Annotated in this window: 19 protein-coding genes and 1 riboswitch; of the genes, 6 read left to right on the plus strand and 13 right to left on the minus strand. The window is 36.4% G+C overall.

Going from position 1 to position 22,340, the window contains the following annotated elements; genetic code table 11:
• The first annotated feature begins 259 nt into the window (after positions 1–259).
• From JOD29_RS05180 to JOD29_RS05190, 3 genes are all read left to right on the plus strand, one after another.
• Positions 260–1,651 carry a hypothetical protein gene (locus tag JOD29_RS05180; RefSeq protein WP_124762730.1) on the plus strand — a complete coding sequence of 464 codons (1,392 nt, stop codon included), beginning with the start codon at positions 260–262 and terminating at the stop codon, positions 1,649–1,651.
• A 279-nt stretch (positions 1,652–1,930) separates the two neighbouring features.
• Positions 1,931–3,352, plus strand: coding sequence for an FMN-binding glutamate synthase family protein (locus JOD29_RS05185; protein ID WP_124762728.1), 1,422 nt, complete (start codon positions 1,931–1,933; stop codon positions 3,350–3,352).
• A gap of 25 nt (positions 3,353–3,377) precedes the next feature.
• Positions 3,378–4,799 carry an FMN-binding glutamate synthase family protein gene (locus tag JOD29_RS05190; RefSeq protein WP_124762726.1) on the plus strand — a complete coding sequence of 474 codons (1,422 nt, stop codon included), beginning with the start codon at positions 3,378–3,380 and terminating at the stop codon, positions 4,797–4,799.
• Between the two features lie 121 nt (positions 4,800–4,920).
• On the opposite strand, the gene JOD29_RS05195 is transcribed toward JOD29_RS05190, so the two are convergent.
• The 7 genes from JOD29_RS05195 to JOD29_RS05225 all read right to left on the minus strand — a co-directional run bounded on the left by JOD29_RS05195 (position 4,921) and on the right by JOD29_RS05225 (position 13,835).
• The gene (locus JOD29_RS05195; protein ID WP_124762725.1) at positions 4,921–5,466 is read right to left on the minus strand and encodes a DUF2812 domain-containing protein; all 546 of its coding nucleotides are present in this window, start codon (positions 5,464–5,466) and stop codon (positions 4,921–4,923) included.
• A 1-nt stretch (position 5,467) separates the two neighbouring features.
• Positions 5,468–5,782, minus strand: a complete 315-nt coding sequence (locus JOD29_RS05200) for a PadR family transcriptional regulator (protein ID WP_124762723.1) — start codon at positions 5,780–5,782, stop codon at positions 5,468–5,470.
• Between the two features lie 122 nt (positions 5,783–5,904).
• Entirely contained in the window at positions 5,905–6,756 is an 852-nt protein-coding gene (locus tag JOD29_RS05205) for an MBL fold metallo-hydrolase (protein WP_124762721.1), read from the minus strand.
• A gap of 319 nt (positions 6,757–7,075) precedes the next feature.
• The gene (gene metA / locus JOD29_RS05210) at positions 7,076–8,014 is read right to left on the minus strand and encodes a homoserine O-acetyltransferase MetA (RefSeq protein WP_124762719.1); all 939 of its coding nucleotides are present in this window, start codon (positions 8,012–8,014) and stop codon (positions 7,076–7,078) included.
• Positions 8,015–8,217: 203 nt separating this feature from the next.
• Positions 8,218–8,329, minus strand: a riboswitch (SAM riboswitch).
• Between the two features lie 92 nt (positions 8,330–8,421).
• A complete protein-coding gene (locus JOD29_RS05215; RefSeq protein WP_124762717.1) occupies positions 8,422–9,189 on the minus strand; it encodes a hypothetical protein in 768 nt (255 codons plus the stop codon).
• A 21-nt stretch (positions 9,190–9,210) separates the two neighbouring features.
• The gene (locus JOD29_RS05220) at positions 9,211–12,993 is read right to left on the minus strand and encodes a DEAD/DEAH box helicase (RefSeq protein WP_124762715.1); all 3,783 of its coding nucleotides are present in this window, start codon (positions 12,991–12,993) and stop codon (positions 9,211–9,213) included.
• Between the two features lie 416 nt (positions 12,994–13,409).
• A complete protein-coding gene (locus JOD29_RS05225; RefSeq protein ID WP_124762713.1) occupies positions 13,410–13,835 on the minus strand; it encodes an acyl-CoA thioesterase in 426 nt (141 codons plus the stop codon).
• A gap of 192 nt (positions 13,836–14,027) precedes the next feature.
• Between JOD29_RS05225 and JOD29_RS05230 the strand changes: the two genes are divergently transcribed.
• Positions 14,028–14,399 (plus strand): nucleotide excision repair endonuclease, encoded by a 372-nt coding sequence (locus JOD29_RS05230; RefSeq protein ID WP_124762711.1) that lies wholly within the window; start codon positions 14,028–14,030, stop codon positions 14,397–14,399.
• 123 nt (positions 14,400–14,522) lie between these two features.
• Here the strand turns inward: JOD29_RS05230 and JOD29_RS05235 are convergent, their stop codons facing one another.
• The 4 genes from JOD29_RS05235 to JOD29_RS05250 all read right to left on the minus strand — a co-directional run bounded on the left by JOD29_RS05235 (position 14,523) and on the right by JOD29_RS05250 (position 17,714).
• Positions 14,523–15,062, minus strand: coding sequence for a methylated-DNA--[protein]-cysteine S-methyltransferase (locus tag JOD29_RS05235; RefSeq protein ID WP_124762709.1), 540 nt, complete (start codon positions 15,060–15,062; stop codon positions 14,523–14,525).
• A 286-nt stretch (positions 15,063–15,348) separates the two neighbouring features.
• Entirely contained in the window at positions 15,349–15,927 is a 579-nt protein-coding gene (locus tag JOD29_RS05240) for a hypothetical protein (protein WP_124762707.1), read from the minus strand.
• Positions 15,928–16,011: 84 nt separating this feature from the next.
• Positions 16,012–17,451, minus strand: a complete 1,440-nt coding sequence (gene panF / locus JOD29_RS05245) for a sodium/pantothenate symporter (RefSeq protein ID WP_192894190.1) — start codon at positions 17,449–17,451, stop codon at positions 16,012–16,014.
• Entirely contained in the window at positions 17,451–17,714 is a 264-nt protein-coding gene (locus tag JOD29_RS05250) for a YhdT family protein (protein ID WP_124762703.1), read from the minus strand. The genes panF and JOD29_RS05250 overlap by 1 nt, the downstream gene beginning before the upstream one ends.
• Positions 17,715–18,023: 309 nt before the next feature.
• Between JOD29_RS05250 and JOD29_RS05255 the strand changes: the two genes are divergently transcribed.
• Both JOD29_RS05255 and JOD29_RS05260 read left to right on the plus strand, forming a co-directional pair.
• Positions 18,024–18,497 (plus strand): hypothetical protein, encoded by a 474-nt coding sequence (locus tag JOD29_RS05255; protein ID WP_124762701.1) that lies wholly within the window; start codon positions 18,024–18,026, stop codon positions 18,495–18,497.
• Positions 18,485–18,775 carry a YxcD family protein gene (locus JOD29_RS05260; protein WP_124762699.1) on the plus strand — a complete coding sequence of 97 codons (291 nt, stop codon included), beginning with the start codon at positions 18,485–18,487 and terminating at the stop codon, positions 18,773–18,775. Before JOD29_RS05255 ends, JOD29_RS05260 begins: the two co-directional genes overlap by 13 nt.
• A gap of 138 nt (positions 18,776–18,913) precedes the next feature.
• On the opposite strand, the gene JOD29_RS05265 is transcribed toward JOD29_RS05260, so the two are convergent.
• Together JOD29_RS05265 and JOD29_RS05270 are read right to left on the minus strand one after the other, a co-directional pair.
• Positions 18,914–19,180, minus strand: coding sequence for a hypothetical protein (locus JOD29_RS05265; protein WP_124762697.1), 267 nt, complete (start codon positions 19,178–19,180; stop codon positions 18,914–18,916).
• Positions 19,181–19,373: 193 nt separating this feature from the next.
• Positions 19,374–21,581 carry a 5'-nucleotidase C-terminal domain-containing protein gene (locus JOD29_RS05270; protein WP_124762695.1) on the minus strand — a complete coding sequence of 736 codons (2,208 nt, stop codon included), beginning with the start codon at positions 21,579–21,581 and terminating at the stop codon, positions 19,374–19,376.
• Positions 21,582–22,340 lie beyond the last annotated feature (759 nt).

A 22,340-nucleotide genomic window follows, 5' to 3' on the forward strand; every position in this document is an offset into this window, starting at 1 on the left:
CGATGATACAATAAGTTTACTAAATTTAATCAGTTTTCCACCATATGTAAACATACCTAGAAGATTATGGGGCTTTTTTCTGATTGACTTAAATTTTTCGTTCTTTAGTTTATTTGAAATTAGTAGGTTTACTGAAAGCCTTTACATGTACAGTTACACAGTGTTCATATAGGTAATTGGAAATAATAAATTTTTTTAACTTCTCACCAACTGACAATTCCCTCATATTCTAATACCAAAAGAAAAGAGGTGATTGCCCATGCTTGTTGAATTTACCGCCCTTCATTGGATATACGTTGTCTTTATCGTATTAATCATTGGATTTATGGTGAAACGCTGGGATACTTCGCTTATTAGTATCCTAGGAATATTTGTTTTAGCAATCGTTGCAACTGGAGACTTAACCGCCGCCTTAAGTAAGGTATTCAACAGTTTTATCTACGCCATAACCGAATTATTGTCGACGATTTTAATTATTTCATTGATTGTGGCAATGAGTCAGGTGATGAAAAAATCGGGGATCAATGAAGTGATGGTGGCTCCATTTACAAAATTAATACGAACACCAACACTTGCTTATTGGGTTACCGGGATTTTAATGATGATTATTTCTTGGTTCTTCTGGCCTTCTCCGGCTGTTGCGTTACTAGGTGCGGTGTTATTACCGGTAGCGATTCGTGCTGGGTTACCGGCACTTGGCGTTGCGATGGCGATGAACTTGTTTGGTCACGGGATTGCGCTTTCTGGTGACTTTATCATTCAAGGTGCACCAAAGCTTACGGCAGATGCTGCAGGTATTCCAGTTGCGGATGTTGTTTCAGCAAGTGTTCCCCTTGTTATTGTCATGGGAGTTGTCACAACGATTACGGCATTTATCTTTTTACGCCGTGATATGAAGAAAGGCACTTTGGAACTTGTCGGAACATATGACGGTGAAAAAGTAGAAGAAAAATCAGAAAACCTTCTCACTTTAGGTCAGAAAAAATTCTTTGCGCTTTTGATTGTGGTTGCCTTTTTACTCGATGTGCTTGCTATGTCGTTGCTAAAATTGACTGGAGGCGATGCAACTGCCCTAGTTGGAGGAACGGCTGTCTTTATTTTACTTCTACTTGCAGTTGTGGCTCACAAGAAAAAAGGACTTGAGAAAACGACAAGTTACTTTATTGAAGGCTTCCAATTTGGGTTTAAAGTATTTGGTCCCGTGATTCCGATCGCTGCATTCTTCTATTTAGGGGATTCAGGGTTTATCAAAATCATTGGTGAATATTTACCAAGTACTTCGCAAGGTATTGTGAATGATTTAGGGTTGGGGTTAGCCGCGCTCGTTCCGTTAACAAAGGAGATTGCAGTTGTCACGTTAGCAGGTGTCGGGGCAATTACAGGATTAGATGGATCTGGCTTCTCCGGTATTACGTTAGCAGGTTCCATCGCAAACTTGTTTGGAACGGCTATTGGTGAAGGAACGGCAACTTTAACAGCACTAGGGCAGATTGCAGCTATTTGGGTAGGTGGCGGTACACTTGTTCCGTGGGCGTTAATCCCAGCAGCTGCGATATGTAATGTCAGTCCATTCGAACTGGCTCGTCGAAATTTAGTTCCTGTTGTTGTGGGTCTAGTTGTGACGACAATTGTCGCGATGTTCTTAATATAGAATCAATTACGACTTGGCGAAATTGTGTTCGGATTTTGGATGTCCTGCACAAACTGAATGAAGATAAAGTATCTCATGAAGGATGTAATTCCTTCATGAGATATTTTTTTATATAGGAAGTAATTTTCTATAGAAGGAAATTTGAATCCGACTCTCACATTACTTTCTCTTTAATAGCTAATCAGGTGAATTCCTTACAAAATGATAATTATTCATATTATTGGGTAATAATGGTGAATATGACAGCTTGAAGTTAAGACAATATTGGAGAAGTGAATTATGCTAACTATTATTTCTTTTGTGATGATTTCCATTTTATTTATCTTATTTCTCTTTATACTCATTGGTTGGCGTTGGATCATTAAAAAATTCGTTCAACAGATGGGGAAAATTATTCTTACAGATAGTTATCAAGAAAATATTATGGAGTTAATGCCAGGTCTTCGTCATATGGGCATTCAAAATATGGTGGAAAATAGCTTACGTGCAGAAACGGGAGACGTTCTACATCGTCCTCTCGGTTCGTCAAAAAAATGGCCGCATTTAGATCCGATTACATTTATCGCTGCTCAGACGACCCCCTTTCCAATTGATGGTGATCAAGATGTTGATGTAAATGTAACAATTGGTCCAAATGCAAAAAAACCAATGAAAATAAAAATTCCACTGATGATTAGCGGGATGGCCTATGGAATTGCACTAAGTGAGGATGTGAGACTTTCTTTAGCAGAAGCAGCAAAAAATTTAGAGACCGCCATTAACTCAGGTGAAGGCGGTATTATGCCTGAGGAATTAGACACTGCAGGTAAATACATTTTACAGTTTTCTAAAACAGATTGGTCAAAAGAAGAAGAAAAAATTAAGCGTGCAGATATGATTGAAGTTAAATTTGGACAAGGAGCATTATTCGGTGTCGGGGGTAGAATTTCCCCTGATAATTTAACAGGTCGTGCACGGGATGTGATGGGACTTAAAGAAGGTGAAGAAGCCGTCATCTATGATAACTTTTTTTCCAATCAAACATTAGATGATTTAAAGGAGCTTGTTGATGAGCTTCGAACCCTTACAGGTGGTGTTCCTATTGGTGCGAAGATGGGAGCCAGTGGAAAAATTGAGGAAGATATTGATCATTTAATCTATTTAGGAGTAGATTATATTGCGATTGACGGTGGACAGGCTGCTACTCTTGGCGCACCTCCAATTCTTTCAGATGATATGGGAATTCCAACTTTACATGCCATTGTCCGTGCTGTTAACCATTTAGAAAAGAGAAATATGAAGGGCCAAATTAGTTTAATTGTTTCTGGAGGACTTTTAGTTCCTGGACACTTTTTAAAAGTCCTTGCCCTTGGAGCTGATGCAGTTTATTTAGGATCTGCCATGTTATTCTCAGTCTCACATAGTCAATCTCTTAAAGCGATTCCGTTTGAACCACCTACACAAGTGGTTTGGAATCAAGGGAAATTCAAAGATTTATTTAACCGTGAAGAAGGTGTTAAATCAGCTGAGAAATTTTTAACATCTAGTATAGAAGAAATGAAAATGGCATTAAGAGCAATGGGAAAACGCTCTTTAAAAGATCTATCAAAAAAAGATTTAGTATCCTACGATGAATTAACAGCTAAAATGGTGGGCATTCCCTTTTCATTCGAAGCTTGGGACAACAATAAAAAAGGTTCAGGGACTGACTCTAATCAATAGAATTTATCATAATGGAGAATGAAAGATGTCAAACCTTTTGCAATATATAACTTTCACTATTGTTTCACTACTTTTTATCGTCACTTTGTTCATGCTTGTTGGATGGCGTTGGATCACGAAACAAATCATGAGGAAGACTGGAAAGATTATACTTACGGACAGTTATCAAGAAAATATTATGGAGTTAATGCCAGGTCTTCGTCATATGGGCCTTCAAAATATGATTGAAAATAGCTTGCGTGCCGAATCAGGCACCGTTCTACAACGGCCACTTACTGGCTCTTCAAAAAAGTGGCCGGATCTTGAATCGATTACGTTTCTCCCTGTTCAAGTTTCACCTTCCTTAGTAAATGGAGATGAAGATGTAGATCTCTCTATCACGATCGGACCAAAAGCAAAAAAACCAATGAAATTAAATATTCCACTGATGATCAGCGGAATGGGTTACGGTGTTGGTCTTAGTGAACAGGCAAGGCTTTCTTTGGCTACTGCTGCATACAATGTCGGAACCGCGATTAATTCTGGCGAAGGTGGCGTTTTACCCGAAGAACTAAACGCAGCAGGGAAATATATTTTACAGTATTCCAAAGCACATTGGGCTAAAGATACAGAAGTAATTAAACGGGCAGATATGATTGAAATTAAGTTAGGACAAGGTGCAATAGCTGGGATGGGCAAAAAGGTTCCTCCTCAAGATTTGCCAGGTCGTGCTCGTAGCATAATGAAGCTTTATGATAATGAGGAAGCCGTAATTGGTGAAAACTTTTTTAAAAATCAAACATTAAGAGATATAAAAGGTCTTGTCGATGAACTTCGACGTTCGACAGACGGTGTTCCGATAGGGATCAAAATAGGAATGAGCGGAAAAATTGAACAAGACCTCGATCACCTCATTGAAATGGGTGTCGATTTTATTGTGATTGACGGCGGTCAAGCAGCCATGAAGGAGGCCCCACCTATTTTAGCTGATGACTTTGGAATCCCTACCTTGCATGGAGTTGTTAGAGCTGTTCGCCATCTCGAGAAAAGAAACATGAAAGGTCAAATCAGTTTAATCGTCTCCGGAGGGCTTTTAGTACCTGGTCATTTTTTAAAAGTACTGGCACTCGGGGCAGATGCGGTATATGTTGGATCCGCTATGTTATTCGCTCTTTCCCATACACAATCCTTAAAAGCAGTCCCCTTTGAACCACCGAATCAGGCTGTTTGGTATAACGGGAAATTTAGGGATCAGTTTAACATTGAAGATGGAATAAAATCATCGGAGAAATTCTTAACATCAAGTGTTGAAGAAATAAAAACAGCATTAAGAGCAATGGGAAAACATTCCTTAAAAGAGCTGTCAAAAAAAGATTTAATGTCCTATGACGAACTAACCGCTAAAATGGTTGGGATCCCCTTTTCATTTAAGGAAATGGAGGACAATAAACGAGGAAATGATGGTTAAATTGAACTTAAGCATGTAATATCATGTTGAGATATTCTTCTATTAATACTATTTAAAAGTGTCTCATGTTGAAGATAATGGCTTCTTAGTGAGACACTTTTATTTTGTTAGATAGCTTTATTTAAATAGAGGATTTTCTGCTAGAGGCCACTTTCCACTTTGTAAAATGTATCGAAATAAGCATCATAATAGTAGGTACTAAGAGAACGATCGAGATGAAATGGAAACACTGTCCTATCTGGGAGATGATTCCTATTGAAACAGATTTCAAAAATAATGAAAAAATGAAAAATAAGACTAAAAAGCCTGCAATGGAATAAATAGGTTTTGCTAGCCGGGATACTTTATCGACGGTTGAATCGGGATCACTATAAATAGGTTGTGTACCAGTTTCTGCTTTAAATATGTGTATATCATAATTTGAACAAACATGAGACCACCCAGCCATTTGGAATAATTCAAAGTACTCCTCTTTTTCTCCCTTTTCTAAGCTACGATAATCAATACTGTACTGAATATCTGCTGGTTCTGATTTTTCTAATCGGTAACCCATAAAAGCGAATTTTTTTAACATCCATCCTTGCTTTGCTTTTTTCGCAAGCTTTTCCATATCCTTTTGTTCTGAAAAAGCAAGTCCGTTTGACGGCATATATTTTGTTTTCCCCATCTTACGCTCCCCCTTTAAGTCCTTTCTCAGCTAGTTGAATCATCACTTTTCGTCTTTTAATATCTTCTGTTAATACTTCTCTTCCTTTATCGGTCAATACATAAACTTTTCTACGGGAATCAGATTCATCATGTAGAACGATTAAATGTTCAGCCAATAATTTTTTAATAATTGTATAAAGTGAAGCTGGACCAATGACAAAGTCGCCATTTGTTGTTTCCTCTACCAAGTTCATCACTGCATATCCGTGCCTCGGTTCTGTAAGTGCAGCCATAATATAAAAAACTGAATCAGTTAATTGTTCCAAAGACTTCAAGTAAGAACCACCTCTTTGTATCATAAAGTGATATATCTAAAAATAATATATCACTTTATGATACATATGTAAACTGCAATTGGAAAAAAATAAAAGTGCCCCCAAAGGACACTTGTTAGTTATTAATGATCAGTATAGCGGCCATAGTCAGGGATGGCGATTTTTTCGAATTCATTTGCTAATTTTGTCAGGTTTTCAGTTAATTCTTCTCCTAACATTGGAATGCCGTGTCCTGTTATGGCAATGCTTGGATTGAGGGATTGTAGTTTTTTGACGGAGTCCCAAGCGGTTTTCCAGTCGGTTGTAAAGTAGCGTGGTGGTCCGCTGATTTCTTGGTCTTGAACAAGGACTTTAAATAAGGATTCTTGTTTAACGGTAACAAAGGCATCTCCTGCGATGAGGGCGCGGTCAGGTTCACGGAATAATGAAACATGGCCTGGAGAATGACCAGGAGTATGAATCCATTTCCAACCTTCTAATACGGGAATCGTGCCATCCTTTGGTAAAGTCATGACTTGGTCTCCAAGTTGAATGGGCTCATTTGGGAAGTATGGCGACATTCTTGCAACGAGCCCACCTTCTACCGTTGGATCAGCTTCTGGATAGCTTTTTTGGCCTGTCAGATAAGGGATTTCAAGTTCGTGTGCATATACTGGGACATTCCAGTAGTTTACTAATTCGATAATAGCACCAACATGATCAAAATGACCATGGGTAAGGACAATCGCATTTGGTTTAGCGTTTTTACCAAAACGGGATTCCGCTTCCTTTATAATCGCATCTGCAGATTTTGGCATTCCTGCATCAACCAACGTCCATTCATGTGGTTTCGCTGGACTCCCAACAAAACATAAATTCACTACTTGTACTGTATAGCAATAGAGATCTGTCGCAACTTCTTTTCCTACGCCACTTTTAATGGATGTTACAGGAATAAATTTATAATCGTCACCGTAATTCATTTGTTCACTCACAATGATCCACTCCTTTTACTATTCCTATTTTGTACAAATCGTAATTGTTTAATCTTGTAGTTTGATATTGTGGATCTGAAATATATGGAAATTTAGTTACGGAAGGATTGGAGCGGATGAACGTCATTACGGTTGATTTCTAAACAGGTTTGCCTTTCATAGCTTGAATGAAGAGGATTTCGATTATTTGATTCATGAGATTTCCACTTCATAGCGAGGATAAAGAGATTTTAGAGAATTTCATTCACCAGATTTCCTCTTCATTACTCTTAAAAAAAAGACCAAAATGTTCATCACATTTCGGTCTTTTTTAAGTCTATTAAATATGATATTCAATATTTTCATCCACGTAATGCCAGTCGAATGGTGTTTCTTGGTATACGTAGTAGTTTAACCAGTTATAGAAAAGTAAGTGCGAATGAGCACGCCATGTATTTTTTGGCATTTGGGATGGGTCGTCATTTGGGAAATAGTGTGCTGGTACTTCTACTGGTTCCCCTTTTTCAACGTCACGATGATACTCATCAGCTAGAGTAGTTGCATCATATTCTAAGTGACCCGTAATCATAATATGTCTTGAGTCTTTCGATTGAATAATAAATGGACCAACATCTTCTGAATAACTTAATAGTTCTAAATCGGAGTGATTTCTTACCTCTTCAAAGGAAACAGAAGTATGTCGTGAATGTGGTGCAACATATTCATCACTAAATCCTCGAACTAAATCTACCGTTAAATCTGTAATTACGTGAGAATAGATTCCCGAACATTTCTTCGGAAGCTCAAATTTACCGATTCCAAAATGATGATAAAGAGCAGCTTGTGCGCCCCAACAAATATACATATTGGATGTAACGTTCACTTTTGCCCAGTCCATGATTTTCGTAATCTCTTCCCAATACAAGACATCTTCAAATTCCATCCGCTCAACAGGCGCACCTGTGATGATCATGCCATCAAAGCGGCGATGTCTGATTTCATCGAAGGTTTTGTAAAATGAATCTAAATGTGATTTGGAAACATTTTTACTAGCGTAAGTTGCTGTGTTTAGAAATGTCACATTTGTTTGTAGTGGTGTATTACCTAACAAACGTAATAATTGAATTTCTGTTTTTTCTTTTTCAGGCATTAAGTTACACACTAAAATGTTTAATGGTCGAATTTGTTGTGTTTTTGCGCGGTCTTCTTCCATAATAAAGATTTTTTCTTGGCGCAGAATTTCTCCAGCAGGTAAATTTCTAGGTATATTTATTGGCATTCTTATTCCCCCATTTCAATACATGTCCTATCTTTTATACACCTTGTCTTACATACGACTTTTCGTGACTACCGTCTGAAGGTGTATATTCATTCAACTCATATGCATATGTAGTTTCTTATTTCACAAACCGTATCGTTTGAATGAATATAAAAAACCCCTCATTCCAGCGTGAGAATGAGGGGATACAATTTGTATACGCGCTCTTATCTCTCAAGACATATGTCTGTCTTGCTGGAGTTAGCACCTTTCTAACACTGTTAGAGGTTGCTGAAGCTTCATAGGGCCACTTCCCTCTGCTTCTCTTGATAAGATAGATGAAATTAAAATAATCTTAACACCAATCACAAATAATTGCAATATTCATATTGTAAATGAATTCAAATAATAAAGGCACTTCAAAAAACTTATTTAAAGGATTCCTTCCAAGTTGGTCGGTCCTTACTATTAATTTGCTGTTCGAGTATTTCATCCCATGATTCTTCTACTGAATTCCAGATGCGGGCACTATAAAGGTCTTTTTCTTTATTGTACTCAATGAACTCAATGCATGGGACATCATTTATTTGAATCTCTTCAATTGAATCAACAGAAGAGATGATTTCTTGTGTTTGATTTTCTTCATTACTTTCGGCATTTGCTTTATTGTCCCGGAGTTCTTTCAAGATTTGTTCATTCGATAACTGTAGCTCTTCGTTATGATGAACGTATCGATAGCTTTCTTCTGGAAAGTCCTCATAATCTAATACTTCTTCCACATCACCGTAAAGAAAAGTTTCATGTACTGGACTGTAGTGAAGTTCCATTGTTTGTGGTTCTTGTTCTTCTTCAAAGACACCGCTCGATAGTTGCGATAAACCTTTTACAGTTAATTGATAGTGCGTTTCCCCCTTTTCAATTAACCCGGTTTTGAGCATTTTTGTCATTAAATCTTGAATGAACAATTGTTCGACTAACAGGATTTCGCTTAGTTGTTCTGCATGTTGAAAGTTGCCCTTTTGAAAAGAAATCAAAAGCATCTTCATTAAAATGTCCATTTTAGATCGAATGACAGGTTTATAAGTTATTTGTAATGTATGAACAGGGATTGTCCAACATTCCATTTGGACAATGTTTATTTTAGAATTTTGTTCTAGTTTTTGACTAAGTTGTTGCTTGATGTCTTCTAGTTTCATGATTGTCCCCCTAGTCAGACGTTACGCTAAAGCGTTTTGATTAAATTCGCGATAGCCTTTTTGATCTTTTACTACGTTGAGTAAATTTCTATACATCTCACGTGTTTCTTCTTTTTTCGGTCGTTTCGTAAACATTTCTGAACTTCCGATTAAAACAAGTAATTCACGCGCACGAGATAGGGCAACGTTTAAACGGCGATAGTCCTTAGCAAACCCGATATCGCCATGTTTATTGTCATTATTACGAACCATACTTAGTAAAATGACGTCCATTTCCATCCCTTGGAATTTATCGACAGAACCGGTGCGGATGTGTAAATGTTCAAGATTTAACTCTTGTACTAATTGATTAATTCGCTTCACTTGTTCAGCATAGAAGCTAATTACACCGACAGATTTCAGATCATTTTCATTAAACGAACCATCTACTTTTGCTTTTTCTGTTGCATAATTTAGTTCGATTAACATTTCACGAATCATGGTTAATTCTGATTCATTAAATAAACTTGCGCCTTCTTTCATGCGCTCTTCAAAGAATCCTTGTCGATTTGGAATGTCATACCAAAGTAAATGTTCGTTACGTTTAACGAGATGACAATTTAATTTATGATCTCGCATTGCATCTGAATCCGTTAAACCGCAGTGTAGTGATTCATTGCCATTTTGATAGAATGGAGCGATCGTTTGCATAATCTTTTCGTGCATTCGGTATTGAATCCCAAGCATTTTTTTGTTTGTGCTAGGTAGATTTTTATAAAGACGTTCAAATAAAGATTCTTCTAATAATTTCTCTAGCTCACGTTTTTCTTCAAATGTATCACTTTCTTTAATTACCGCTTCCAGAGTCTCTTCCAATGTTTCATCCCCAATTAGCGGTGGAAGTTGATGATGGTCACCAACAAGGACAATCTTTTTACCTTTTAGCATTGGTAATAGTAATTCTGGCGGTGTTGCTTTTGAAACTTCATCAATAATGACAACATCAAATGTCGGGTAGTTGTCCATAAATTCTTTATTGGCTGAAGCTACACAAGTTGTACCGATGACGTTCGCATTTTTCACATAAAGTTTACGAATTTCATCTAAGTCGTGTTCGCTTGCTTGTTCTAATAAGGCTTGCCATTCATTTTGTAATGTTTTCGTAATTGGCAACATATCGATTTTTGCAGTTAGTTTTTCAATTTCTTTTTCGGTACTTGCAATTTGCTCTGTTGTTTTTTCGAGCTCGGCTTCAGGGTTTTGCTTCGTAATTTGTTGAAGCGTCTCAGCTTTCTTTTCAAGCTGTATGCCTTGAGCATTAATTTGCTTCAGTTCTTCTGTAATCTTTTGCAGTGCCTCTTCTCCAACAGTTAACTCGGCTTTAACACGTTCCTCATCTTGCTTTTTCTTTTGGTAAGTTTCTTCTATTTTTTTGACTTTTTCTTGATCTTCCTCAAGCTTTGTAATTTTTTGCTTAAGCATATTTCGAACAGATTGAAGTTCGTTGTTCGTTGGAATGAAGCTAGTATCCCCAATGTCCTTAGTAAGTTCATCAAGTTGTTGTTGATATGAACTCGTTGTTTCGTTGAACTGAGTTTCTTTTTCTTTTAGTGAAGTGACAACTGATTGATTAACCCCGGATTTTTGTTTGATTTGATCTTCCACTTCTTCTTTTATTTTTCGGAATACAAGAAGGGATTCGTCGACTAACGCGCGATACTTTTCTTCATATTTCGTTAAGGAGAGTTTTCGCAAGTATAATCCTTGGATTGAGCGAGTTCCATTTAATGGCGTTACTTGTTTTCTAGCAAATGCATAACTAAGTTTAGTTAAAAACTCATCAATTTCTTGAAGGGAGTAAGATTGGTTTTGTGGTAAATTTGTAAGATCCACCGTGATTCCTAATGTTTTCTTACTATATTCAATTGCTTTTTCAAGTCGCCCCGAAATATCCTTTAACGTTTTAAATTCCACGATATTTTCATGTATTGTTTCCATGTCTGAAAATAGTCGATTCAGAACATAGCCTTTTCGAATGGAATGGGTTTCAATAAATTGTTCAATATCGTGAATCTTTTTCATTTGATGAATTTGTTGGATGGTTGAATCGAGATTCGTCGTGGTCGCTTCAATTTGGCTTAATTGACTTTTTACGTCTTCTACTTGTTTTTTGGCAGCTAGGAAGTTTTCTTGGATCCGCGCATATTCAACAATTTTATCACTCTTCGCAATTTCCTGATTCGCGTATTGGATCTCTTCATTTATTTGTTCAATTGAGCCTAAAGCGCTTAATTGTTCGGTCAATTCATCGAGTTCTTTTGTCAATTTTTCAAAGGATGAACGTAATTTCTCTAACGCCAATTCTGTGTGATCGCGCTCTTTTTTTAATGGACTTAGCTGCTTTTTTAACTGAACGATTTGTTCTGTCAGTTCAGCCAGTTCGACTTTCGCTTGTTTTTTTCGTTCAATTTCTTCTTCAAGCTTTTTTTGTTTTTCTTTTAATGAAATAATTTCATCGCGACATTGCTCAATTTCAGTTTTTAGTTGATGTTCCTTTGATGCATGTTGGTTTATTTCATTTGTAATGGCATCGTATGTTTGTGTTTTCCAATAGTTTGCTACATTTTCTTCGATGAATTTTTTGCCTTCTTCTTCAATGCTTTCCGTACGACCATACCTTAAAATTCGTATATCTTTATTGGATAGAAGTCGACTTAGCGCATTATCTACGGCAAGGTTTGATTGAGAGGCAATTAACGTTTTTAGTCCCGCTTTTGCATTTTGGTAACAAATCTCGGAAATTACAGTTGTCTTTCCCGTTCCTGGTGGCCCTTGGATGACATATAAATCATCCGCCGCAATGGCACCAATAACAGCTCCACGTTGATATTCGTTTAAATTATTATGAAACTCAATTTCAATATCCTTTTTAGGTTCGACAACATTCGGGTGATCTTCAAAAAGGATGTTTTCGAGACTTGCGTTGGCAGCTAAACCGTCCTTTAACCGTTCAAAACCATTTAAGAGTCGTTTTAGTTGAGATGTAGTTGAAGCATTGCTAAACGAGATATTTTCTGAGTGGAAGTCAAACTCATCATTACGGGCTAGCTTAACGAAGTTTGGTCTTAATTCAATTTCAATTGTTTGCAATGAACGATTTGCCTTTACAACTTCCCCAATGTCTTGTTTATAACCTTGGATTCGGGCGCTTAACCCTTTTAAGTTTTTCCATTCTTTTTCTTGAATTCCACGACATTTCATCGAAAGGATGCTGTAATCTGAGTTGAAACGAACCGAGTCAAACTGTGTTTCAATGTCATCAAAGGATGCATTTTTGTAAAGAACCTTTAAGTACCCTTCCCAGCTCGTGATACGTTTGTTGACATAATCGTATCGCTCTTGGGCCACGGGTAATTCAGCAATCGTTTTTATGAATTTCTCCGAATATGTATGTCCGCTAATTCTTGATGCAACGAAACGAATTTTCATATGGGCACGGCGATTTGTTGCAACCGGGGTATGTTTCCCTTTCGTTCTGAAACTTTTTGCAACAAGACCGTTTTTCAAGTCGAAAATACAGTCCATGATGACAACGCGTTCATCAAATTTATTGGCTAATTTTTTATTTTTTTTGTTATCGAAATAGATGGTTAAATTCAGTGCATTTTGTTCAATTGATAATTTCTCTATGTATACATCAAAAGCATTTTGCAAATTAAAAAAGGCATGTTCATCTGAAAAATGCTCATTGATTGCTTGGCGAGACGTATTAGTTAAGACGATAAAACATTTAATGATTTCGCTTGGGGCAAGTTTTTGAACCATGAACACACCTTCCTTTCTTTGCTGATTTTTTTATGTTGAAATGATTTTAAATTTAAATTTTTTGTATAAGCACTGTCACCTTTAGGTCGCTATGACTGAACAGCTGTTATGGCTTGACCTGGTTAATAGCATGCGACGCGGTGTTGACAGATTTATCGCTTTTTTATTCACAAACGTCATTATAACAAGAGATTTCGGTTAATGGTAGTTTGCGAAAAGTTGTTTCTCAATTCAAAATGATGAGAAAGTAGAATTGAAATGATATAACATGCTAAGGTAAATCGTCATAACTCGCTATAGATTTTTAGGTCTACAACGCATGAAATCACAAGAAAAAAATAGCAGGGAGATCCCTGCTACGCTGCAGAACTTTATGTACATCGCTTTTCCTTAAGTTGTTGATGTCTAAGCCATTGTTATTGTTGTGAACGGGCGATTTCTTTATACTTTGCATCCCATGCTGGGTCCGCTTTCACTAGTGGAAATGGTCGTAAGTTTTCTCGTTTTACTAATGTATTAAGGGTTGTTCCCGTTGCTGCAATGGAACCATCTTCGTGTAAAATTTCATAGCCATATGTAGTGCGAAGCTTGTCATGGGATTCAACCCATGTTCGAACGGTCGCAACTTGTCCATAGCGCATCGCTTTTTTATATTGAACTGTTAAATCTAAAACCGGAGATATGTATCCTTGTTCTTCTAGTTTTGCATAATCGAATCCTAAGTCGTGAATCAGTTGCGTTCTCCCGATTTCCATCCAAATTAAATAATTGGCATGGTACACAACGCCCATTTGATCAGTCTCAGCATATCGAATTTCAATTTGTTTTTCACTTACAAACATGTGATCACCTCTAGAAATATTATACCGTATTGTACTGGTGGTGCAATGAATTGATATTTTTCGTTTAATTCAAAATCAATCTTGAGATATAACAATTCATTATATGGTCATAATAAAAATGAAAAGTAAATAGCATTTGTTAGTAATTTATGGTAGCATTAGAATTCGATTAACATGAAGGACGTGAACTATTTGATAAAAATTGAATTACCAAAACCTGATCTTGTCATTTATCAACGCGAGCAAAAATTAAAAGAAGGCGATGTACCAATTACTCCTTATCACGGGTTTATTGATTTCCATAAAATCACTCGTGAAAAAGGTGGAATCTTCTTTTTCTATAATAAAGCGAATGAATTATTATTCGTAGGGAAAGCAAGAAAGATACGTCAACGCATTAAGAAGCATTTTGAAGATAATGTTTCACCAATGAAAACTCATCGCGATGAAATTTATAAAATTGAAGTGTATGAAATTGAAGACCCTATGGAACGTGAAATTTATGAAACGTATGCCATTAATACACTGAGAGCAAAATATAATATCGATAAGGTATTTTATTAAATCGTTTAGATAATGGGGTTACCTCAAAAGTTGAAAATTTTGAGGTAGCTTTTTTTCATTTAATTGAAATTCACACTAGCCGTTTCTCTTCATCTCATTAACGATTTGCAATTCCTCTTGCCATTAAAGTTCACTACTCATTAGTTTTCTCTGACTTTCCAACTGCAAAAGCTTTGTTTTCATTTCAAGTCCGCCTCGGTAGCCTGTTAATGTTCCATTCTTCCCTACTACGCGATGACACGGGACGGTAATTAAAACTGGATTCGCTCCAATAGCAGCGCCTACAGCACGAACAGCTGTTGGTTTGTTTATAGAATTTGCAATGTCCGAATAGGTCTTTTTCTCACCATAAGGAATTTCACAGAGTGCATTCCAAACGGCAAGCTGAAAGTCTGTACCATTATAATCAAAAGGAATCGTAAACTTTTGCCGTTTTCCTTCAAGATACTGGGTGATTTCAATGGCAAAAGGTTCAAGCTTTTCATGATCTTCAATAAGAGGACTCCCCGGAAAGCGTTTTTTCGCCCATTCAGTCAATTCCTCGAATGGTTTGTCCTGTGAACCAACAAACACAAGCCCCTTAACTGTTGATGCGATATAAAAACACCAATCTCTATATTTTAACAAAGACCAAAATAGTGTAGGTTTATTCTTTTGCTCCATATTTTACCTCCGTTTACTTAGGTGACCAAAATCATATCAACACGGTCCGTCATAACTTTATTAATTCCCTTCATTATACACTCTAACAATCCAAAACAGCTGTTGAAAGAAATGAATTAGATAAAGTTAAAAACCTCATTTTTAAACGAACAGCAAAGTAAATCAATAAAATTATTATGTAATCTAGAATATAAGCCTGTTCTTTACGAAAGAAAATCGACCGATAATATTCCATTAACGGTCGATTTGTGAGATTAGCATAATTTAATGGATTTTTTCGAAGTTATTAAAACCCAATCATCGTCCCAATATGCTTCATATCATTTAGAATGTGTTCTCTATTGCGCATCACGTCGTTAAACCACATTTCAATCGGTTTCAACATTTGTTCTTCTGGTTGTTCTTTTTTGTGTAAAACATGAACTAAGTAATTAATGATTTTTGTGCGATCTTGATAAAACTTAACGCGTTGATGAAAATCACGATTTACTTCTACGTTAAAAATTTCACCTAATCGGATTATTCCGGCATTCACTTGTTGTTCTGCAAAAAGCGAGGATCCAACAATGGCTAGCTTTTGATTAAATGACATCGGCAACTGTCTGAAATATGTAGACATTAGTTCTTCTGTATGACCCGTAATCGATTGAAGAAGTTGCAATTGTTCCGTAGTTAAACTTTTCGTCTCTTCAAAAACTGGAATAATGGCATAAATTTGATCTAAATAATCTTTTACTTTATGAAAACGCTCTGAGCTAGAAGGTTCTCCCACTTTTACTAAGACTTCTTCCATTACATAGAGCCGTTGTAGGTAGCCAGTTAATAAAATAATTCCATTATATTGTTTGGAAGCGTTCGTAGTCATATACAATGACCCCCTTTCTTCTATTGTAAACGGTCAACCCTGAAACGAATAGTAAATTATTCTTAGAAGTGACGTTTCCTTCCACTAAAATATATGTGGCTTTGTTTTATGCTGCGTCGCAAGGCTGACGACTACAAAGACAACCAATGATACCATGATTGGAAGTGTCACCGTATGCATGCCAAACACATGGGGCGATAAACGGTCAATTGAAATATATAAGGTTAACCCTACGACCATTGATGAAATGGACCCATATTTATTGGCTTTTTTCCAATATAGGCCGAATACTACTGACCATAAAAATGCTGATTCCAAACCACCGAATGCGAATAAATTTAGCCAAATTAAAAACTCAGGTGGTTTTAACGCAAAGAATACTACGGCAAGTCCAATTATGGTCGTTACCCAGAAGCTTCTCGTTTTAATTTGGTGATCTGTAGCCTGTGGATTAACAAAGTTTAAGTATAAATCCTTCACAACGGTTGAACTTACTAACATTAATAATGCGTTTACGGTAGACATAATTGCCGCCATTGGTGCTGCTAGTACAATACCAGCTAAAATTGGTGGTAATACTTCTAACGTTAGAGTCGGCATCACCTTATCCCCGATTTCAATACCAGGAACTACTGGTCGAGCCAATACACCGATTAAATGCATGCCAAACATAATCGTACCAATTCCGATTGTGCCGATAATAATTGCACGGTGTAAGCTATTTGAATCTTTATAGCTCATCGCACGAACTGCAATTTGTGGTAGTCCAATCACACCAAGTCCAATTAAAATCCAAAACGTTGATACATATAAAGGTGTTAAGGAACCGTCTGATCCAAAAGGTGATAAAAATTCCGGATTTTCTTGCATTAAAGAATTCATAATATTATCCATGCCACCACCAGCAATGATGGTTGCAACTAATAAAATCACGGTCCCAATTATCATAATGGAGCCTTGCAATGCATCAGTTAAAGCTACCGCTCGGAAACCACCTATGATCACGTAGACAAGAACTGTGATGGCAAAAATAAGAAGTGCAACTGTGTAATTTAACCCTGTTAATGATTCAATTAAACGAGCACCCCCAACCCATTGTGCTGTCATAGAAGCAAATAGAAAGACAATAATACTAATAGCCGAAAGAACGATGACAACGTTGCTATCGTATCGCTTTTTAAGAAAATCAATGAGTGTTATGGCTTCATATCGTCTAGAAATAATCGCAAATTTCTTACCTAGTATCATTAAGACGAAATATCCTGCAGGTAACTGGGCCATTGCTAGTAGCACCCAACCAAGCCCCATATTATAGGCTACCCCAGGACCACCAATGAAACTAGAGGCACTTCCATAAGTGGCCATCATCGTCATGGCAAGTAAAAAGCCACCCATTTCTCGTCCGCCCAAGAAATATTCTTGTAAAAATGAATTCGATAAACGAACTTGTTTATTCGCCCAAAAGCCAATTCCAAAAATAATAATTAAAAAGATGACTAAAGGAATAATAACCGACCAATGAATCATTGCTTGTCCTCCTCTTCATCAAAAGGGATCTCTTTGAAGAAGATTTTTATCGAAATCCAAATGAGGATAATCATAAAAATAGTACCAGCAATACAGCTATAAAAGAACCATGCAGGAAATCCGAACACAAATTCGTACTCTGAAGGGTTACCAGAACCTAAGCCATATGCAAATCCATACCAAATCGCAAAATTGATGATCACGAGTGCGACCCCGATGAAAGCTTCACGATTTGCTATTTTAAAGCGTTTATCTTGCAAATGTAACTTCCCCTTTCTGTTGTCAATTATTGTAGAAAATAATACTATAATAGTTTACTTTTTCTATTTAAAAATTGGAAGGTGTTCTTTCATTTTCTCAACTTAGAATATAGATGGAAGAAAAGAAAATTACTAGTAAATCCTCTACTTTCTAATCAGTATTGAACTCCTAATATTATTCATAATAAATTATAGTCGAAAAAGCATTATTATTGAGGAATTAATGCTTTTATTTTAAACGCTTTCAATATTTTGTTATACTTATAGAGACATCACAAAATTGTGATATTTTAGGATTGGAGGATAAAAATGAAGAAACTTTCAGCACTTTCAGCAATATTATTAGCCTTCACTTTAGTGTTCTCAAGTGTAGGGTCTGTCATACTTTTTGACGGAGATCAAACAGCAGAAGCGAAATCTTATAAGTCGGGTAAAAAAAGCTTTAACAGTAACAATAGTGGTTCAAATAATATCCAAAATAATGATGGAACAGGGACATCTTCTGTTAATAAAGCTACGATAAATAATAATAAAACGACTGGTACAACGGCTACGAATAAAGGTGGATTCTTTGGCGGTGGCTTAATGAGGGGTCTATTTATTGGTGGTTTAGCTGGTTTACTTTTCGGAAGTCTTTTCTCAGATATGGGGTTAATCGGAAACTTGTTAGGCTTTTTAATTAACGCAGCAGCAATTGTCTTTATTGTCTTCATTTGTATAAAAATTTATCAAATGATGAAGCGTAAAAAGGATAAAGAGGTATCTGACAGTTGGAAAAATTAATACTTAACGAACAAGAAGTGATTAATGCATTATGCTTATTCCATGCTCGTTTTAAAAATGTACAACCTTCTGATGTAGAAGTTGAACTCGCCTATGACGACGTAGCTGGATTTACAGCAGAAGCCTATTTAAATGGGCAAATGGAATATTATAATACTGTTAATTTAATTACGGCGATCCGTTTATATTTAGAAGAACAATTAAATCGTGATTCGATGTCCGCTCGAATTGTGCTAGACCTTCACGATGAAGAAGGAATTATTGCAAGAATTGATTAGTAATTAGAAATACGGAGAACGTTTGTTTAGATCTCGTCAGCAAAAGCGCTATACGCGCGTTCCTCAACAACTTATAGAAGAGCTAACCTGTTCGGAGCTAGACAATAAAAAGTACAATCTTTTATAGATTGTACTTTTTTAATGGTCTAATTCGGTTTTATCAAGAAACACGGTTTTTTTCTGGTTCGTTCGAAAATCTTTTACATGATAGTAGGCGATGTTGCCATTGATTAATTCAACAAAGAATTCAATTTCTGCAGGTTTATAGATCGGCCAGTGGGCTAAAACCAATAATCCTTCTGGTGGAGGTACTTGTTTTAAACAATCGAGGATTTGATCATCATCAAAGTTTAAAAAGAAATATCCTGCATCCCGGATTTTGGCTAAAATACTAAATCTCTTCATGGCTCCTCCTTCATAAGTATATTAAAACCACAATTAACTAGACTTAGATATTCTCTACTATTTTACATGAATATTTTCATATTACAACTAATTTTACCTTATTAAGCAAGAATAATAATACATAATAAAGAGAAAAAGGTGGATTATGCGATGTAACATAAATCCACCTCTGCCCTATTTAATTTTTACAAGATTATTTAGTTGCAATATCAACGATTCGACCTTCTGTAGTTGGGTTAATTGAACCGATTGATGTTAAATGTTCTGCAAGGTTTTCCCAGTCAGATAAGCCTAGGTCCGTTACACGACCTTCTTTGTATGCAGTACCAAGTACATCATATCCATCTCCACCTTTTGCAGTGAAGGCATTTGTTGCGACTGTGTAAGTTTTTGAATCTTCTAAATTCACATAGTTACCGCTTGCATCTTTGTAAGAGATGTTCACTACACGTGAGCCAGCTGGTTTAGAGGAATCAAATTCAACTTTTGCACCAGCAACATGTAGGAATCCACCGTTTTCTTCTGGATATTTTCCAACACTAATTTCAAATGCTGCTTTTAATTCTTTACCAGTCACATCCATTAATGCAATCGTATTACCGAATGGAAGTACTGTAATGACTTCACCAACAGTAATTGGACCTTGATCGATTGCAGCACGGATTCCCCCACCGTTTGTAAAGGCCATAATCACTTCTTTGTCAGTATATTTTTTAGCTTTAATTAACATGCCATCAGTAATTAAATTACCAAGAGCTGTTTCATTTTTACGTACACTTACCCCTGAAGTATTTCCTTCGTCAGAAATACGTGGATTAACAAGTGCTTCAGATGTAGTTGCATCAATAAGATTGTTTTGTACAGCATCTACTTTTTCTTTATATGGTTTTAATAATTCTAATGCTTTAACATCGTCAGCGTAATCAGCCAGTTTTAATAATTCACCATCATAAGCCACAACAACACCGTTTTCATCGAATGAAACATCGAGTGTACCTAAATAATCGCTGTATTGGTAAGCTTGTACGATTAATGTCGTTTCTTTTGCATCACCTTTTGTATTTTTCGTTACAGCTACTGGTTCTGTCAGTTGTGTATGTGTGTGTCCACCAACAATAACGTCAATTCCTTCAACAGTTTGCGCTAATGTTAAATCGTTATCAACAGCCGCAGAATCATCGTAACCTAAGTGGGATAAGGCTATGATTTTATCTACACCTAAACCTTCGAAGGCTTTCACAGCTTTTTCAGCTTCTTCAATGTAGTTTTCAAATGCAATGCTACCAGGCGATGAAATAGCTTTTGTTTCTTCAGTTGTTAAACCGAAGATCCCCACTTTTTCTCCATTGATTTCTTTCACAATTCCACTATAGATTTTACCATTTGCGGGATCACTAGAAATTAAATCACTAAATAAACCTGTGAATTTTGTATCCTTTGAAAAATCAACGTTAGATGAAACAAATGGGAAGTTGGAATCTTTAATAAAATCTACTAATGCTTGATGTCCTACAGGAGTAGAGCCAGCATCGAATTCATGGTTACCAAATGTCATAGCATCATAGTTCATATAGTTTAAGAATGCTAAATCAGCCTGACCTTTAAATTCGTTGTAATAAAGTGTCCCTGTGTTCACATCACCTGCATCTAGTAATAGAGCATTAGGATTTTTAGCACGCACTTCTTTCACAGCAGTTGCACGCTTTGGAGCCATTTCGACACGACCATGTGTATCATTACTGTGCATAATTGTTAAATCAAACGTATTAACATCAACATTTTCTTTTGTTTGAAGTGCTTTATAGATAAAAGTAGCAGCTTGGCCACGTGTTACAGGTGCGTTTGGTGAGAATTTTGTATTCGACGTACCTTTTGTAATATCGTGATCATATAGGGCTTTTACATATGCATTCCCTTCTACATCTGTAAATGGTAGGTTTTCATTATTCGAAGCTTTAATATCTAGCCCAACTGCAATGAATTTCGCTAATTGGCCACGAGTAATGGTTTTATTCATTTTAAATGTATCATCTTCATAACCATTGATAATGTTTGCTTGAGCTAAAGCAGCAATGGCACCGTAATAATCGTGAGTTTTGGGAACGTCCTTAAATCCAGGATCATTTACATTTTTTGTATCTAGATTTAATGCCTTAGCAAAGATTACTGCAGCTTGACCACGAGTTAATGCTTTGCCAGGTTTGTATGTACCGTCAGTAAAACCTTTAATTAGACCTTTGTTTGCTAAGTTTGTAATTGCTTCTACATGAGAATTTGACGAAGTAACATCTTTAAATGAAATAGATTCTGCTTGTGCAGGCGTTATTACTAGTGCGGAAGCTGCAAGAACTGAAGTTGCAACTGTTGCAGTATATAATTTACTACGTTTTTTAGATGACATTAATAGAAACCCTCCGATAACAAATAGTAGAAAAATTATGAATTTCATAATCTTATCTATCTATGATACCGTAGATTTATGGAAATAACTATGAAACTATGTAAATTTTATGTAATTTTTTCGTTAATTAGTAGAGTGATACTTCTAGCATGAAGATTTTTGCTAGTAGTATATATCGTTTTTATAGAATTACCTTTGCTAGTTCCTTCGTCTCTGTGTGGACGTCGTAAAGTCAGTACGGGTAAAACGGTGCGTTATGTGGAAGAATTAGGAGGATTAATGGAGGAATTCCGGGGTGAACTAACAAAACAGTGTATTATATGGACGAATTCCTGGGGTGAACGGACGGAACGGTTAGTAATGCAGGTAAATTCTGGCATAAGCGGCGAAACGGTGACTTATGCGGTCCAATTCCAGCGTGAGCGGACGAAACTATGGATTATACGGACGAATTCTTGTGGTGAATAGTCAAGTCCTTAAAATTGTGTAAATTTCAATACGAATGTTTTCAACAGTCTTAAGAAAATAATTTTGGGCAATAAATAAACCCCTGCTTACATTTTTTAGCCTTAACCTCTGGGGTTAATAACTCCACAGTCCGGAAAGGCTGTCAAAGGCTCTTTTCACTTTGATAGCCTTTCCGGACTGTGGAATACTCCCTAAGTGAGGTTAGGTTAAAAATTTATTATCTCTTGATTTATACAATCCTGTTCGTAAAGAGTAATCGTTTTCCTGATAATGCATTAACACTGCACCTAC

The organism is Lysinibacillus composti, assembly GCF_016908465.1.
GTDB classification, from domain to species: Bacteria; Bacillota; Bacilli; order Bacillales_A; family Planococcaceae; genus Ureibacillus; species Ureibacillus composti_A.

Coding starts and splice junctions, on each gene's coding strand:
- JOD29_RS05220 (WP_124762715.1), bottom strand. CDS start 12,993: ATGGTTCAAAAACTTGCCCCAAGCGAAATCATTAAATGTTTTATCGTC.
- JOD29_RS05270 (WP_124762695.1), bottom strand. CDS start 21,581: ATGTCATCTAAAAAACGTAGTAAATTATATACTGCAACAGTTGCAACT.
- JOD29_RS05185 (WP_124762728.1), top strand. CDS start 1,931: ATGCTAACTATTATTTCTTTTGTGATGATTTCCATTTTATTTATCTTA.
- JOD29_RS05190 (WP_124762726.1), top strand. CDS start 3,378: ATGTCAAACCTTTTGCAATATATAACTTTCACTATTGTTTCACTACTT.
- JOD29_RS05225 (WP_124762713.1), bottom strand. CDS start 13,835: ATGTTTGTAAGTGAAAAACAAATTGAAATTCGATATGCTGAGACTGAT.
- JOD29_RS05235 (WP_124762709.1), bottom strand. CDS start 15,062: ATGGAGCAAAAGAATAAACCTACACTATTTTGGTCTTTGTTAAAATAT.
- JOD29_RS05265 (WP_124762697.1), bottom strand. CDS start 19,180: ATGAAGAGATTTAGTATTTTAGCCAAAATCCGGGATGCAGGATATTTC.
- JOD29_RS05240 (WP_124762707.1), bottom strand. CDS start 15,927: ATGACTACGAACGCTTCCAAACAATATAATGGAATTATTTTATTAACT.
- JOD29_RS05215 (WP_124762717.1), bottom strand. CDS start 9,189: ATGAAACTAGAAGACATCAAGCAACAACTTAGTCAAAAACTAGAACAA.
- metA (WP_124762719.1), bottom strand. CDS start 8,014: ATGCCAATAAATATACCTAGAAATTTACCTGCTGGAGAAATTCTGCGC.
- JOD29_RS05195 (WP_124762725.1), bottom strand. CDS start 5,466: ATGGGGAAAACAAAATATATGCCGTCAAACGGACTTGCTTTTTCAGAA.
- JOD29_RS05180 (WP_124762730.1), top strand. CDS start 260: ATGCTTGTTGAATTTACCGCCCTTCATTGGATATACGTTGTCTTTATC.
- JOD29_RS05255 (WP_124762701.1), top strand. CDS start 18,024: ATGAAGAAACTTTCAGCACTTTCAGCAATATTATTAGCCTTCACTTTA.